11 protein-coding genes and 1 tRNA gene are annotated in these 14,613 nt (G+C 68.3%); 6 read left to right on the top strand and 6 right to left on the bottom strand.

The features are described from left to right. The 4 genes from sppA to VD964_RS27005 all read left to right on the top strand — a co-directional run. Positions 1 to 1,356, top strand: a 1,356-nt coding sequence (sppA, locus tag VD964_RS27020; protein WP_324871550.1) for a signal peptide peptidase SppA, incomplete at its 5' end; no start/stop codon positions are given. Positions 1,357 to 1,425: 69 nt separating this feature from the next. Then, positions 1,426 to 3,321, top strand: a complete 1,896-nt coding sequence (locus tag VD964_RS27015) for an ABC-F family ATP-binding cassette domain-containing protein (RefSeq protein WP_324871549.1) — start codon at positions 1,426 to 1,428, stop codon at positions 3,319 to 3,321. Beyond that, the gene (locus VD964_RS27010) at positions 3,318 to 4,037 is read left to right on the top strand and encodes an exopolysaccharide biosynthesis protein (protein WP_324871548.1); all 720 of its coding nucleotides are present in this window, start codon (positions 3,318 to 3,320) and stop codon (positions 4,035 to 4,037) included. The genes VD964_RS27015 and VD964_RS27010 overlap by 4 nt, the downstream gene beginning before the upstream one ends. Positions 4,038 to 4,079: 42 nt before the next feature. Next, positions 4,080 to 4,661: a phospholipid methyltransferase gene (locus VD964_RS27005; RefSeq protein WP_324871547.1), complete on the top strand. Its 582-nt coding sequence runs from the start codon at positions 4,080 to 4,082 to the stop codon at positions 4,659 to 4,661. Positions 4,662 to 4,674: 13 nt separating this feature from the next. On the opposite strand, the gene VD964_RS27000 is transcribed toward VD964_RS27005, so the two are convergent. Then, the gene (locus tag VD964_RS27000; RefSeq protein WP_324871546.1) at positions 4,675 to 5,181 is read right to left on the bottom strand and encodes a hypothetical protein; all 507 of its coding nucleotides are present in this window, start codon (positions 5,179 to 5,181) and stop codon (positions 4,675 to 4,677) included. Positions 5,182 to 5,423: 242 nt separating this feature from the next. On the opposite strand from VD964_RS27000, the gene mutS reads away from it, so the two are divergent. Next, on the top strand, positions 5,424 to 8,117 hold the full coding sequence (gene mutS, locus VD964_RS26995) for a DNA mismatch repair protein MutS (protein ID WP_324871545.1): 2,694 nt from the start codon (positions 5,424 to 5,426) through the stop codon (positions 8,115 to 8,117). A 103-nt stretch (positions 8,118 to 8,220) separates the two neighbouring features. Here the strand turns inward: mutS and VD964_RS26990 are convergent, their stop codons facing one another. From VD964_RS26990 to VD964_RS26970, 5 genes are all read right to left on the bottom strand, one after another. Beyond that, complete coding sequence (locus tag VD964_RS26990) at positions 8,221 to 10,869, bottom strand: valine--tRNA ligase (protein ID WP_324871544.1); 2,649 nt, start codon at positions 10,867 to 10,869, stop codon at positions 8,221 to 8,223. Positions 10,870 to 10,936: 67 nt separating this feature from the next. Further along, positions 10,937 to 11,623, bottom strand: coding sequence for a DUF2497 domain-containing protein (locus VD964_RS26985; protein WP_324871543.1), 687 nt, complete (start codon positions 11,621 to 11,623; stop codon positions 10,937 to 10,939). 96 nt (positions 11,624 to 11,719) lie between these two features. Further along, on the bottom strand, positions 11,720 to 13,123 hold the full coding sequence (locus VD964_RS26980; protein ID WP_324871542.1) for a TolC family outer membrane protein: 1,404 nt from the start codon (positions 13,121 to 13,123) through the stop codon (positions 11,720 to 11,722). Between the two features lie 2 nt (positions 13,124 to 13,125). Then, positions 13,126 to 13,452: a rhodanese-like domain-containing protein gene (locus VD964_RS26975; RefSeq protein ID WP_149221780.1), complete on the bottom strand. Its 327-nt coding sequence runs from the start codon at positions 13,450 to 13,452 to the stop codon at positions 13,126 to 13,128. Between the two features lie 102 nt (positions 13,453 to 13,554). Then, entirely contained in the window at positions 13,555 to 14,211 is a 657-nt protein-coding gene (locus VD964_RS26970) for a protein-L-isoaspartate O-methyltransferase (RefSeq protein WP_324871541.1), read from the bottom strand. A 327-nt stretch (positions 14,212 to 14,538) separates the two neighbouring features. Between VD964_RS26970 and VD964_RS26965 the strand changes: the two genes are divergently transcribed. Then, a tRNA-Cys gene (locus tag VD964_RS26965) sits at positions 14,539 to 14,612 on the top strand. The last annotated feature ends 1 nt before the right edge of the window (position 14,613 follow it).

The raw sequence follows: 14,613 nt of genomic DNA, 5'->3' as shown, positions 1-14,613 counted from the left end.
CGCTCCTACCTGCTGGCCAGCGCCTTCGACGAGGTGTGGCTGCAGCCGCTGGGCACGCTGGGCATCACCGGCCTGTCGGCGGAACTGCCCTTCGCCCGCGATGCCTTCGAGCAGCTGGGCGTGCAGCCGCAATTCGCCCAGCGCGAGGAATACAAGAGCTTCGCCGACACCTTCACCAAGTCCGGCATGACCCCGGCCAACCGCGAGATGATGGAGGCGCTGGTCGCCGACCTCACCAAGCAGCTGGTCGAAGGCATCGCCACCAGCCGGCGCCTCGCCCCCGCCGCGGTGCGGACCGCCATGGACAATGCCCCGCTGCTGAGCCGAGAGGCACTGGACCAGAAGCTGGTCGACCGGCTCGGCTATGCCGACGAGGCACGCGACGAGGCGCTGAAGCGTGCCGGCGCCGGGGCGGAGCTGGTGGAGCCCTTCGATTACCTGTCGGTGGCCGGCGGTCCCCACGACGCCGGCCCGACCATCGCCCTGATCCACGCCGTCGGCACCATCACCGGCGGCAAGAGCGAGAAGCCGGCGCTGGGCGAGGTCGCCGCCGGGTCGGAGACCATCGTCGAAGCCATCGAGGAAGCGGCCGACGATCCGGAGGTGCGCGCCATCCTGTTCCGCATCGACAGCGGCGGCGGTTCCGTGTCGGCATCGGAGGCGATCCGGCGGGCGCTGGTCAAGGCGCGCCAGAATGGCAAGCCGGTGATCGCCAGCATGGGCGACGCCGCCGCGTCGGGCGGCTATTGGATCGCGCTGGCGGCCGACCGCATCGTCGCCTCACCCGCCACCGTCACCGGCTCCATCGGCGTCGTCGCCGGCAAGTTCGGCGTCGGCGGCCTGTCCGACAAGCTGGGCGTCCATTGGGACCGCGTGCAGGGCGCCCGCAACGCCGGCCTGTGGTCGCCCGTGCGTCCCTTCGACGATAGCGGGACGGAGCGGCTGAACGCCATCATCGACGACACCTATGCCAACTTCCTGCAACGGGTCGCCGAAGCCCGCCGCATGTCGCCGGAGCAGGCGCGCAACGTCGCCAAGGGGCGGGTGTGGACCGGCGCGCAGGCGCGCGAACTCGGCCTCGTCGACGAACTGGGCGGGCAGGACCAGGCGCTGATCCTGGCCCGCACTGCAGCCGGCCTGTCCCCGGATGCCGCGGTGACGCTGACCCCCTTCCCGCCGCCGAAATCCGTCACCGACCAACTGATGGATCTGATGTCCGGCCGCGGCGAACTGGTCGGCGCCCTGGCTGCCGTGGCGGAACTGCGCCCGCTGCTGGCCCAGCTTCGTCCGCTGATCGCCGCCGTCCAGGGCGACGGCGTTCAGGCCCGGATGCCGGCGATGACGCTGGAGCGCTGAGGACAAAGCCGTGCCAACCGGCGGGGCCCGCTTCAAATCCGCGGGTCCCCGTGCTACATCCTCGCCGCTATGCTGCACATCAATGACCTGACCTTCCGCTTCGGCGGCCGAGTGTTGTTCGACCACGCGACCGCGGTCGTGCCCAAGGGGCACCGCGTCGCGCTGGTCGGCCGCAACGGCACCGGCAAATCAACCCTGCTGAAGCTGATCTCGGGCCAGCTGCAGACCGATGCCGGCGCGGTCACGCTGCCGGCCGGCATGCGGATGGGCATGGTGGCGCAGGAGGCCCCCAGCGGCCCGACCTTGCTGATCGACGCCGTGCTGGCCGCCGACACCGAGCGTACCGCCCTGCTGGCAGAGGCGGAAACGGCGACCGACCCGATGCGCATCGGCGAGATCCACGCCCGCCTCGCCGACATCGAGGCGCATTCCGCCCCGTCGCGCGCGGCACAGGTGCTGTCCGGCCTGGGCTTCGACGCCGAGGCGCAACAGCGGCCCTGCTCCGACTTCTCCGGCGGCTGGCGGATGCGCGTGGCGCTGGCCGGGGTGCTGTTCTCCCGCCCCGACCTGCTGCTGCTGGACGAGCCGACCAACCACCTCGACCTCGAAGCCACGATCTGGCTCGAGGGTTATCTGAAGAACTACCCGCACACCATCCTGCTGGTCAGCCATGACCGCGAGCTGCTGAACGCGGTGCCCACCACGACGATCCACATCGACCAGGGCAAGCTCGTCACCTACAGCGGCAATTACGACCAGTTCCTGGCGCAGCGCCGCGCCAACCAGGAGCGCCTCGCCTCCATGGCCGCCAAGCAGGAGGCGCGCCGCAAGCACATGATGTCCTACGTCGACCGCTTCCGCTTCAAGGCCAGCAAGGCCCGTCAGGCGCAGAGCCGCCTGAAGCTGCTGGAAAGGATGGAGTCGATCACGCTGATGGAGGACGATCCCGAGGTCGTCTTCAACTTCCCGCCGCCGGACGAGCTGGCGCCGCCGCTGATCGCGTTGGAAGGCGTCAGCATCGGCTATGGCGACAAGGTCATCCTGCGCCGCGTCAACCTGCGCATCGACATGGAGGACCGCATCGGCCTGCTGGGCGCCAACGGCAACGGCAAGTCGACTCTGGTCAAGCTGCTGGCCAACCGGCTGCAGCCGATGGCCGGAGAGATGCGGCGGTCGTCCAAGCTGCGCATCGGCTATTTCGCCCAGCATCAGGCCGAGGAACTGGACCTGTCGCTGACGCCGATCCAGCAGACCCAGCGCATCATGCCGCTGGCGCTGGAGGAGAAGGTCCGCGCCCATCTGGGCCGCTTCGGCTTCCCGCAGGCGAAGGCGGAGACCAAGATCGCCAGCTTGTCGGGCGGCGAGAAGGCCCGCCTTCTTCTGGCTCTGATGAGCCGGGAAGTCCCGCACATCCTGATGCTGGACGAGCCGACCAACCATCTGGACATCGACAGCCGCGAGGCATTGATCGAGGCGATCAACGATTTCCCCGGCGCCGTCATCATCATCAGCCACGACCCGCACCTGATCGAGATGACGGTGGATCGGCTGCTGCTGGTCGCCGAGGGCACGGTGCAAGCCTATGACGGCGACCTGGACGATTACCGCCGCTACCTGCTGGACCGCGCCAAGGCGGAACGGGCGGTGGCGAAAGGCGGCCTGGACCGGGACGCCGGCCCGAACAAGAAGGACCAGCGCCGCGCCGCGGCCGAGGCGCGCACCGCACTCGCCCCGCTGAAGCGCAAGGCGACCGACGCGGAGGCGCTGGTGACCAAGCTGAGCGAGGAAAAGCGCAAGATCGAGACGAAGATGGCCGATCCCACCCTCTACACCGGCCCGTCGGACAAGCTGACGAAGCTGCAGATCGATCTCGGCACGGTGGAGAAGAAGCTGGCGACCGCCGAGGAAAGCTGGTTGGAGGCGCTCGAAGCCTACGAGAGCGCCGCAGCGGAGGCCGGCGTTTGAACGCCCGCCGCCACATCGACGACGCCGGCAGCGGCGCGTTTGAAAGCGAGGCGTTGGAACGCGACGCGCAGCAGGACGGCACCATCGCCCTGCCTGCGGCCTGTGCCGAGGTGGAGGAGGAGCGCACCTCCGACGTGCTGGCCCGCTTCCGCGCCAACCTGCCTGCCGGCCGGGTCACGCTGGGCGACCTGATCCGGGCGCTGGGCGACCGGTCGCTCGGCACCATCCTGCTGGCGCTGGCGCTGCCCACCATCGCGCCGGTGCCGCTGGGCGTGTCCTGCCTGTTCGACCTGCCCATCGTGCTCTACACCGCCCAGCTCGCCTTCGGAAGGCGCGGGGCGGGACTGCCGGACTGGCTGCTGCACCGTTCCATCGGCACCGGTCTGGCCGCCCGCACGCTGGACGCCGCCATGCCGCGGCTTGTGTGGATCGAGCGGATGCTGAAGCCGCGACTTCACCGTCTCGCCCGCATCGACCAGGAACGCTGGTTCGGGCTGCTGCTGTTCATCCTGACGCTGACCTGCATCATCCCGCTGCCGCTGACCGGCTGGCTGCCGGGCTTCGCGCTGGTGCTGATTTCGCTGGGGCTGATCGAGCGCGACGGCGGCGCCATCGGCGTCGGGCTGGGGCTGACCGTGGCGGCGCTGGTGTTTTTGACCCTGGTGGCGAGCAGCCTGTCATACGCAGGTCACCAACTTCTGGCAGCAACGCTGTAGAGGGCGGTCGCCAACGGGCCGTCCCGACACAGGGAGGCTCCGATGACCCAGACGGCACCCGCCCCGCTTTCCGAATCCTGGCTGTTCTTCCGCCGCTGGCTGGCCGATCCCTGGGCGATGGGGTCGATCGCCCCGTCTTCCCCATCCCTGCGCCGCCGCATCACCCGCGAGATCCGCTGCGAGGCGGACGAGGTGGTGGTGGAGTTTGGCGGCGGCACCGGTCCCATCACCACCGCGATCCTCGAGTCCGGCATCCCGGCGGATCGCCTGTTCAGCTTCGAGATCGACCGGGATCTCGCCGGCCATCTGCGGCAGCGCTGCCCCGCCGTAACCGTCTTCGCCGACGACTGCCGCAATGCGCCCGACCTGCTCGGCGAATCGCTCTGCGGCAAGGTCGGGACGGTGGTGATCGGCATCCCGATGATCACCTTCCCGCTCGCCTTCCAGCGCGAGGTTCTGGACGCGACCTTCCGCATCCTGCGGCCGGGCGGCCGCTTCCTCCTCTACAGCTTCATGCCGCATTCACCCTTGGACCGGGCGGCGCTGGGGTTGCAGGGCCGAAGACTGGCCTTCACCCTGCGCAACCTGCCGCCTGCATCCGTCTGGGGCTATTGGCGGGCCTGACGGGGCGCCGGTATCAAGTCTCGCGCACCGACACATGGACGTTGCCGCCGCCCTCGCGGTCGAGCAGGGCCGAGGCTTCCCGTTCCTGCTCGGGCGTCGTGACGCGCACCCACAGAATGACGCCGCCGGCCTCCAGGGCGCGGGTGAACTCGTTGGGCTTCGGGTGGCTGGTCAGTTCGTCCAGATAGTCCTTGATCGCGGCCCCGCCGACACCGGCGGCGACCAGGGCCGCCAGCGCCGCTTCGATCGGGCCGCCGACGATGGCGATCAGGCCGGCCGTGGTCAGGGGAAAGGCGTATTTCAGCTCGCCCACCAGACCGGTCAGCGCCTCGTCCCGCGGCTTGCCCTTCGGATCTGCCGCATCGAGCGATGCATGGCTGGCGAGGACCGACAGGTCGGCGCGGTCGAAGCCGGCGGCCAGGACCGCGTCGACCGCCCGGTTGAAGCCGGCACGGGTGGAAAAGAGGGCAACGACCTCCCGCACCTCGGCGGGCGCCGTGTCCTGGGTCGTTTGCGTCATGATGGCCGTCTCCCTATTTAAGGTCGGAGTTCCGTCCGATCGCGCGGGTTCCCCTCCAGCTTCCAGGCGAGGCCCCTGCCCTATTGTAGCGACCGGCGGCAAGCACTCGTCAACCGCGACGGGGTCGCAGCCCGGGTCGGTCCTGCAGATCGGATTGTCCCATCACCGGCCATCCCGCCTATCCCGCGGCTGCATATCCCGTGATAGGGTGCGCCGCTGAAGCAACACCCATCCACCGCCGCATGGTTCCCGTGTCCGACACCGCAGAAATCGTCATTCCGCCCGACGCCACCCCGATGATGGCGCAGTATCTGGAGATCAAGCAGGCGCATCCCGATTGCCTGCTGTTCTACCGGATGGGCGACTTCTACGAGATGTTCTTCGAGGATGCGGTGAATGCCGCGGCGGCGCTGGACATCGCGCTGACCAAGCGCGGCCAGCATCTGGGCGAAGACATCCCAATGTGCGGCGTGCCGGTGCACAGCCACGAGAATTACCTGCAGCGCCTGATCCGCCTGGGCTTCCGCGTCGCCATCTGCGAACAGATGGAAGACCCGGCGGAGGCGAAGAAGCGCGGCTCCAAGTCGGTCGTGAAGCGCGGCGTCATCCGCATCGTCACCCCCGGCACCCTGACCGAGGACAGCCTCCTCGATTCCCGCTCCTCCAACTGGCTGGCGGCGGTGGCCGAGGCTGCCGGCGGGCTGGGGCTGGCGTGGCTGGAGATGTCGACCGGCGAACTGGTGGTGCAACCGGTGGAGCGGACCGGGCTTGGTGCCGCGCTTGGCCGGCTCGACCCGCAGGAAGTGCTGATCTCCGAAAAGCTGTCGCAGACGCCGGAGCTGTTCGAGCTTTGGGGCGAATGGAAGTCGCGGCTGACCGTGCAGCCCACCCCACGTTTCGACAGCGAGAACGGCAAGCAGCGCCTGCTGACCCAATATGGAGTCGGCACGCTGGACGCCTTCGGCAGCTTCACCAGGGCGGAGGTCGCGGCGGCCGGTGCGCTGGTCGGCTATGTCGAGTTGACGCAGAAGGGCCGTGTGCCCCGCCTGTCGCCGCCGCGGCGCGTCGGGCCGGGTGCGGTGATGGAGATCGACGCCTCCACCGCCCGCAACCTTGAACTGACCCGGACGCTGACCGGGGAACGGCGCGGCAGCCTGCTCGCCACCATCGACCGCACCGTGACGGGGGCCGGCGCGCGCCTGCTCTGTGCCCATCTCGCAGCCCCGCTGACTGATCCCGCTGCCATCGGACGCCGGCTCGACATGGTGGAGTTCGCGCTGGCGGAGGAGCGGCTGCGCGGCGACCTGCGCCAGTCCCTGCGCAGTTGCCCCGATCTGGAACGCGCGCTGTCGCGCCTGACGCTGGGCCGCGGGGGGCCGCGCGATCTGGCGGCCATCCGCGACGGGCTGCGGCAGGCGGGGCTGATCCGCGAACTGCTGGCCGGCGCCATGCCGCTGCCGGACGGGCTGGCGGCGCTCGACAAGCGGCTGGGCGCCCATTCGGAACTGGTCGACCAGCTGACCCAGGCGCTGGCGCCGGAGCTGCCGCTGCTGGCCCGCGACGGCGGCTTCATTGCCCGCGACTACAGCTATGCACTGGACGAGTTGGTGACTCTGCGCGACGAGAGCCGCCGGCTGATCGCCGGGCTGCAGGCCAAATACGCCGAGATCGCCGGGGTGCCGTCGCTGAAGGTCAAGCACAACAACGTGCTGGGCTATCACATCGAGGTCACCGCCGCCCATGCCGACAAGCTGATGTCGGACAAGGGCCGCGAGGTGTTCATGCACCGCCAGACCATGGCGAATGCCGTGCGGTTCGGCACGGTGGAGCTGTCGGATCTGGAACGCCGCATCTCCGAGGCCGCCGACAAGGCGCTGGCGGTGGAACTGGAGCTGTTCGGCGGGCTGGTGGATGCGGTGGCGGCGCGGGCCGATGCCATCGCCCAGGCCGCCCATGCGCTGGCGGCGCTGGACGTCGCCACCTCGCTAGCCGAACTGGCGGAGGAGCGGCGCTACAGCCGGCCGCTGGTGGACGACAGCCTCGCCTTCGCCATCAAGGGCGGCCGGCATCCGGTGGTGGAGGCGGTGCTGGACGCCGCCCATGGCGGGCCGTTCGTCGCCAACGACTGCGACCTCGCGCCCGACAACCGGCTCTGGCTGCTGACCGGCCCGAACATGGCCGGTAAATCGACCTTCCTGCGCCAGAACGCGTTGATCGCCGTGCTGGCCCAGATGGGCAGCTTCGTCCCGGCGGAGCGGGCGCATATCGGCGTGGTCGACCGGCTCTACAGCCGGGTCGGCGCCGCCGACGACCTCGCCCGCGGGCGGTCCACCTTCATGGTGGAGATGGTGGAGACGGCGGCGATCCTGAACCAGTCCGGCGCGCGCGCCCTGGTGATCCTGGACGAGATCGGCCGCGGCACCGCGACCTTCGACGGCCTGTCCATCGCCTGGGCCTGCGTCGAGCATCTGCACGACGTCAACCGCTGCCGCGCGCTGTTCGCCACCCATTACCACGAACTGACGATGCTGGCGTCGAAGCTGCCGGCGCTGTCCTGCCACACCATGCGGATCAAGGAATGGCAGGGCGACGTCGTGTTCCTGCACGAAGTGACGGCCGGCGCCGCCGACCGCAGCTATGGCATCCATGTCGCCAAGCTGGCCGGCCTGCCGCCCGCCGTGGTCGGACGTGCCGACGAGGTGCTGAAGCTGCTGGAATCGGGCGACCAGAACGCGACGATCCACCGGCTGGCCGAAGACCTGCCGCTGTTCAGCGCCGCATTGAAGCGTCCGGCACCGAAAGCGGAGGTGCTGGCCGAAGCACCGGCCGGACCATCGCCGGTCGAGGAAGCCTTGGCTGGAATCGACCCGGACAGCCTGACGCCGCGGCAGGCGCTGGACGAACTCTATCGTCTACGGGGGCTGCTGCGGGGCTGAGCCAAAGCCCCTGCCCCGCTCTATGGCAACAAGCGCCACAAACGAAAAGCCCCTCCCCCGCAGTCGCGAGGGAGGGGCTTTTTCGTTAACAACTGGCCGTTGATCAGCCGGCCAGCATCTCCAGCGCCTTCTGCAGCTTGTCGCGGGCTCGGTCGGCGGCCTCGCGGCGGTCGCGCTGCTCCTCGATCACCTCTTCCGGAGCCTTGGCGACGAACTGCTCGTTCGACAGCTTGGCATCGATCTTCTTGATCTCGCCCGCCAGCTTGTCGATCTCCTTGGACAGGCGCGCCTTCTCCTTGTCGAGATCGACGATGCCTTCCAGCGGAAGCACCAGCGTGGTCTCGTCCAGCACCGCCTGCACGCTGCTCTTCGGCACGTCGCCCTGGAGCGGTTCGACGCTCGACAGGCGGGCCATGCGCAGGATCAGGTCGCGGTGGGTGTCCAGCCGCTTAAGGCTGACCGCGTTCGGGTCCTTCAGCTTCAGCTCGATCTGCGCCACCGGCGGGACGTTCATCTCCGACCGCATGGAGCGGACCGAGGTGATCAGCCGCACCACCCAATCCATCTCGTCGCGCGCGGCCGGATCGACCATGTCGGCGGCGAACTCCGGCCATTCGGCAGAGATCAGGCGGTTGGCGCGGGCCGGCGACAGCTGCTCCCACAGCTCTTCGGTGATGAAGGGCATCAGCGGGTGCAGGATGTGCAGGATCTGGTCGAGCACCCAGGCGGTGGTCGCCCGAGTCTCCGCCTTCGCCGCCTCGTCCGTGCCGGCGAGGATCGGCTTGGTGAACTCCATGTACCAGTCGCAGAAGGTACCCCAGGTGAACTGGTAGGCGGCGCCCGCGGCCTCGTTGAACTTGTATGCGTCGATCGACTCGGCGACCTTCTTCGTCGCATCGGCCAGCGCGCCGACGATCCAGCGGTTCACCGTCTGGGTCAGGCCGACCGGCTTGTAGCCCGCGACCGGCTCGCAGCCGTTCATCTGGCAATAGCGGGCGGCGTTCCACAGCTTGGTGGCGAAGTTGCGGTAGCCTTCGACCCGGTTCACCGCCAGCTTGATGTCGCGGCCCTGCGCCGCCATCGCCGACAGGGTGAAGCGCAGCGCGTCGGTGCCGTACTGGTCGATGATCTCCAGCGGGTCGATGACGTTGCCCTTCGACTTCGACATCTTCTGCCCCTTCTCGTCGCGGACGAGGGCATGGATGTAGACGGTGCGGAAGGGCACATCCTTCATGAAGTGCAGGCCCATCATCATCATCCGGGCAACCCAGAAGAAGATGATGTCGAAGCCTGTCACCAGCACGTCAGTCGGGTAGTAGCGATCCAGCTCCGGCGTCTGGTCGGGCCAGCCCAGCGTGGAGAAGGGCCACAGCGCCGACGAGAACCAGGTGTCGAGCACGTCGGCGTCGCGCGTCAGTTCGACGTCCTTGCCGTAATGCTTGGTCGCGGCGGCGCGCGCCTCCTCCTCCGTCTCCTCGACGAAGAAGGTGCCGTCCGGGCCATACCAAGCGGGAATCTGATGGCCCCACCAGATCTGGCGGCTGATGCACCAGGGCTGGATGTTGCGCATCCATTCGAAATAGGTGTTCTCCCACTGCTTGGGCACGAACACCGTCTTGCCGGTCTCCACCGCCTCGATCGCCGGCTTGGCCAGCGTCGCGGCGTCGACATACCACTGGTCGGTCAGCCACGGCTCGATGGCCACGCCGGAGCGGTCGCCGTGCGGGACCATGTGGGTGTGCGGCTCGATCTTCTCCAGAAGCTCCAGCGCTTCCAGCTCGGCGACGATCCGCTTGCGCGCCTCGTAGCGGTCAAGCCCGCGATAAGCCTCGGGAACGTTGTCGTTCAGCCGGGCGTCACGATCCATGATGTTGATCTGTTCGAGCCCGCAACGCTTGCCGACCTCGAAGTCGTTGAAGTCGTGCGCCGGGGTGATCTTCACCGCGCCCGACCCGGTTTCCGGATCGGCATATTCGTCGCCGACGATCGGGATCAGGCGGCCGACCAGCGGCAGGCGGACCATCTTGCCGATCAGGTCCTTGTACCGCTCGTCCTCCGGGTGCACCGCGACGCCGGTATCACCCAGCATGGTTTCAGGACGGGTGGTGGCGACCACGATGTAGCGCCCCTCCTCCCCGTCGATGGGGTAGCGGAAGTGCCAGAGGTTGCCCTTGATCTCCTTCTGCTCGACCTCGAGGTCGGAGATGGCGGTGTGCAGCTTCGGGTCCCAGTTGACCAGCCGCTTGTCCTTGTAGATCAGGCCCTGGCGGTGCAGCTCGACGAACACCTTGCGGACGGCGCGGCTCAGCCCCTCGTCCATGGTGAAGCGTTCGCGCGGCCAATCCGGCGAGGCGCCCAGGCGGCGCAGCTGGCGGGTGATGGTGCCGCCCGATTCGGCCTTCCATTCCCACACCTTGTCGATGAAGGCGTCGCGGCCGAAATCGTGGCGGGTCTTGCCGTCCTTCGCCAGATTGCGCTCCACCACCATCTGGGTGGCGATGCCGGCATGGTCGGTCCCCGGCTGCCACAGGGCGTCGCGGCCGCGCATACGGTTGTAGCGGGTCAGCACGTCCTGGATGGTGAAGGTCAGCGCATGGCCCATGTGCAGGCTGCCGGTTACGTTCGGCGGCGGCATCATGATGGTGTAGGGCTTGCCGTTCCCCTGCGGCTGGGCGGCGAACGCGCCCGAGTCTTCCCACAGGCGGTAGTGCTTCTCCTCGACCTCGGCGGGCCGGTACGTCTTTTCCAACATCACCACGAACTTTCGCTAGAAACGTCTCAACCGGGGATCAGAAAGGCGGAGATCAGGAAAGGCAGGATCAGAATTTCTGCGACCGCCGGATCATCCGGTCGATCTCCTGCTGTACGAGGCGTTCGACCACCGTCGGCAGATTTTCGTCCAGCCACTCCTTCAACAGCGGCTTCAGCAGTTCGCGCACCACCTCCTCCACCGTGCGGATGCCGATGGGCATCGGACCGATGGACAGGTCGTCGCCCAACTCGCGCGCCAGATGGGTCAGATGGTGCGAGGCGTCCTCCGCCGTCCGGCGGGAGATCAGCCCGTCATCCACCTCGACCGGCCGGCGGCGCGGACGCGGCGGGGGCGGCGGCTCGTCATCCTCGAACTCGTCGAAGGCCGGCATCGGCCGGCGCGCCGGGCGCGGCGGCGGCATCGGTTCGGGCTCCGGCTCTTCCCAACGCGGGGGCGGCGGAGGCGGAGCTGGCGGCTCCGGAAACGCCGGCTCGTCGGGCCAGGGATCGGGGTCCGGCTGACCGAAGGCCGGGCGTTCATCCGGCTCGTCCTCCACCATCTGGGTCAGTTCCAGGACGTCGTCGTCCTCATCCACCGGCGGGGGTGGCGGAGGCGGCGGAGGGGGTGGCGGCGGAGGAGGCGGCAAAGGCGCCTGGGTTTCCGACTTGGCCGGCTCGCCGTCCTCGGAAATGATCCGCCGGATGGAGGCGAGGATTTCCTCCATCGAAGGTTCTTGCTGGCCCTTATCGCTCATCGTGGCAACCCGAGACGTCAACCTGACCCAAACCTAGGGCAGGGATGACAAAAAAGCCATAATACAAAAACGGCCCGCTTTCGCGGGCCGCTTCGTTCATTCGGTCACCGAAGTTCCGAACCACTTGCCCCGCGTCTTATCGTAATTCGCCTGCGGGTCGTATTTCTGGACCGGCAGATTGAGCCGGTCGGCGGTCAACTGTCCGCTGGCCGCCAGAACATTGAAGGCTGCGACCATCTCGTCGTGCTGGGCACGCACCAGGAAGACGCGGGCGTTCAGCAGTTCCTGTTCCTGGTTCAGCACGTCCAGAACGGTGCGCGACCCGACCTGGGCCTCCTGACGGACGCCTTCCAGGGCGATCTGCGCCGCCTTGATCTGCGCTGAGTAGGACTCGATGCTGGCGCGCGCGGTCTGCAGGGCCTGCCAGGCGCTGACCGCCGACTCGGTGACCTGACGGCGGCTTTCCTCGATCTGCAGGCGGGCCTGGTTGGCCGTCTGCTTCGCCTCGCGGACCAGCGCTTCGGGCTGGCCGGCCTGATAGAGCGGAATGGTCACCTGGGCGGTGATCTGCGCGCTGTCGGAGCGGTTCAGCTCGACGCCGGATGTGCGGCCCGGATCATAGGTGCGGGTGCCGCTGGCCGACAGGTTCACCGAGGGCAGCAGGCGGCCGTACTGCTGATCCACCGCCTCACGCTGTGCCGCCTCGGTGTAGGAGGCCGACAGGACGTTGGGGTTGTTGGCGCGGGCCAGTTCGACCAGTTCGTCGAGGTTCTTCGGCAGGCGGAACGCCGGCTTGGGCGCCTTCAGCTCGCCGGGGGCCGATCCCACCAGACGCTCGTAGGTCGCGCGGGAGGCGCGGAGCGTGCCTTCGGCAGAGATCTTCGACGCGATGGCGGCCGACAGGCGCGACTCGGACTGGCTGACGTCGGTGCGGGTGTATTCACCGACGCGGAAGCGGTCGCGGGCGGCGTCCAGCTGTCGGCGCAGCACCTGCTCGTTGTTGGTCTGCAGCTGCAGGATGGCCTGGTTCTGGACGATGTCCAGATAGGCCTGGGCGGCGGCGAGCAGCACCGACTGTTCCGACGCGATCAGGGTGGCGCGCTGCGCCTCGACCAGTCGTTCGGCGCGGCGGACGGCCGGAGCGACCGTGGCGTCGTAGACCGGCTGGGTCGCGGTGACGCCGACGCTTTTCGCGTTGGCCTCGGACCCCGTCGAACCGCCGTCGAATTTCGATTCGCCCATCGAGCGCGTGATGCCGGCGGTGACCCGCGCCGTCGGCCGGTAGCCGGACAGCGCCTGGGGCACGCCTTCGTCGACGGCACGCAGGCGGGCGCGCTGGGCGCCGATCGTCGGGTTGTTCGCATAGGCCTGGGCGAGGGCCTGCTCGAGGGACTGCGCCTGGGCCGTACCACCGCCGGTCACTGCTGTGCCCATGGTGGCGGTCAGGGTCAGGGCCGTCGCCAGCAGCCAGCGGCGCGCAAAACGGCTTCGCACGGTCATGTTCAGTAGACCTTCATGTTCGGGTCGATTCGGCGCGCCCAGGCATCGACGCCGCCATCGAGGTTGATGGCACGGTCGAAACCCTTGGAACGCAGCCACATGGTGACCTGCGCGCTGCGCCCACCGTGATGGCACACGACGACGACGTCGCGGTCCGTCGGCAGCTCGTCCACCCGGCCGGGAAGCCCGTTCATCGGGATGTGCAGGCTGCCGTCGATGGCGCACAGCGCAAACTCCCACGGTTCGCGCACGTCGAGGACGACCATCGCGTCGCCGGCCTTCCGGCGACGGTCCAGCTCTTCCACCTCGATCTCAAACGGTGCGGCCATGAATGTTCACTTTCGTGCAAGGATGGCGGCGACGGTAGCGCAGAACCGCGCAGAGGTAAACTGCACGGTTCAGTTCAAGACCTCTCCAACCGGCAAAACCGGTCAGAACACGAAAGACGCCTTCTTTTCGAAGCCCGGCAGCGCGTGCGGCTTGGCTTCGAACAGGATGCGGCTGGACACGACGCCGGCGATGCGCTGGAACAGGCGGACCTCCCCGACGCTGCCGCTGCCCTGAACCACCGCGACGAGGCGCCCGCCTTCGGCCAACTGTTCGGTCAGCGCCGCCGGCACCTCCGGCACGGTACCTTCGACGACGATGACATCGTAAGGGGCGTTTTGGGCGTACCCCTCCGCCAGCGGACCGGTGACGGCCTTGGCATTGGTGATGCCCTGCCCGGCCAGCGCCGCGGTCGCGGCGGCGGTCAGTTCCTCGTCGCAGTCGAGGCCGATCACGGAGGCGGCCAGGCGGGCCAGCACCGCGGTGGAATAGCCGCCGGCCGCGCCGACGTCGAGCACCCGGTCGGTCTCCTGCACGGCGACAGCCTGCAGCATGCGGGCGAACACCATCGGCTCCAGCAGGAAGCGGCCCTTGCCGATGGGAAGATCGTCGTCGACATAAGCGACGCCGCGCGCCGACTCAGGTACGAAGGCTTCGCGCGGAAGCTCCGACAGGACATCGACGAGACGATGATCGGTCACCTTGTTGGGGCGGATCTGTCCCTCGACCATGAAATAGCGTGCGGCGGCGAAATCGGTCATGGCGGTCGCTTATTGATGTGTTGTGACGACACCGGCACCAAGCCGAACAGCGGACGGCTTCCTGCCATGGCGGTATATAGCCGCAAAGGCCGGGCGAACACAACGCCACAGGGATCCGGGCCACGGCTGTGGAGGGGCTTTGCCGGGGATCGGAAAAGCAGCCCCCGCACGACCGCATCGGATGGGGCCGGCGGACGGGTCTGCACAGGACGTTCAGCGATGTTCAAAAATCGTCACCATTCGCCTTGACCGCTCCGTTCCGTGCCGCTATACCACCGCTCCACACCGAGGGCGCACCGGAAACGGCGCGCCGGTGCCGGTCAGGATGGCGCGGTGGCAGAGTGGTGATGCAGCGGACTGCAAATCCGTGTACGTGGGTTCGATTCCCGCCCGTGCCTCCAT

Source organism: Azospirillum sp. (assembly GCF_035628975.1).
Lineage (GTDB): Bacteria > Pseudomonadota > Alphaproteobacteria > Azospirillales > Azospirillaceae > Azospirillum.
This window is presented reverse-complemented; position numbering and strand designations above follow the sequence as displayed.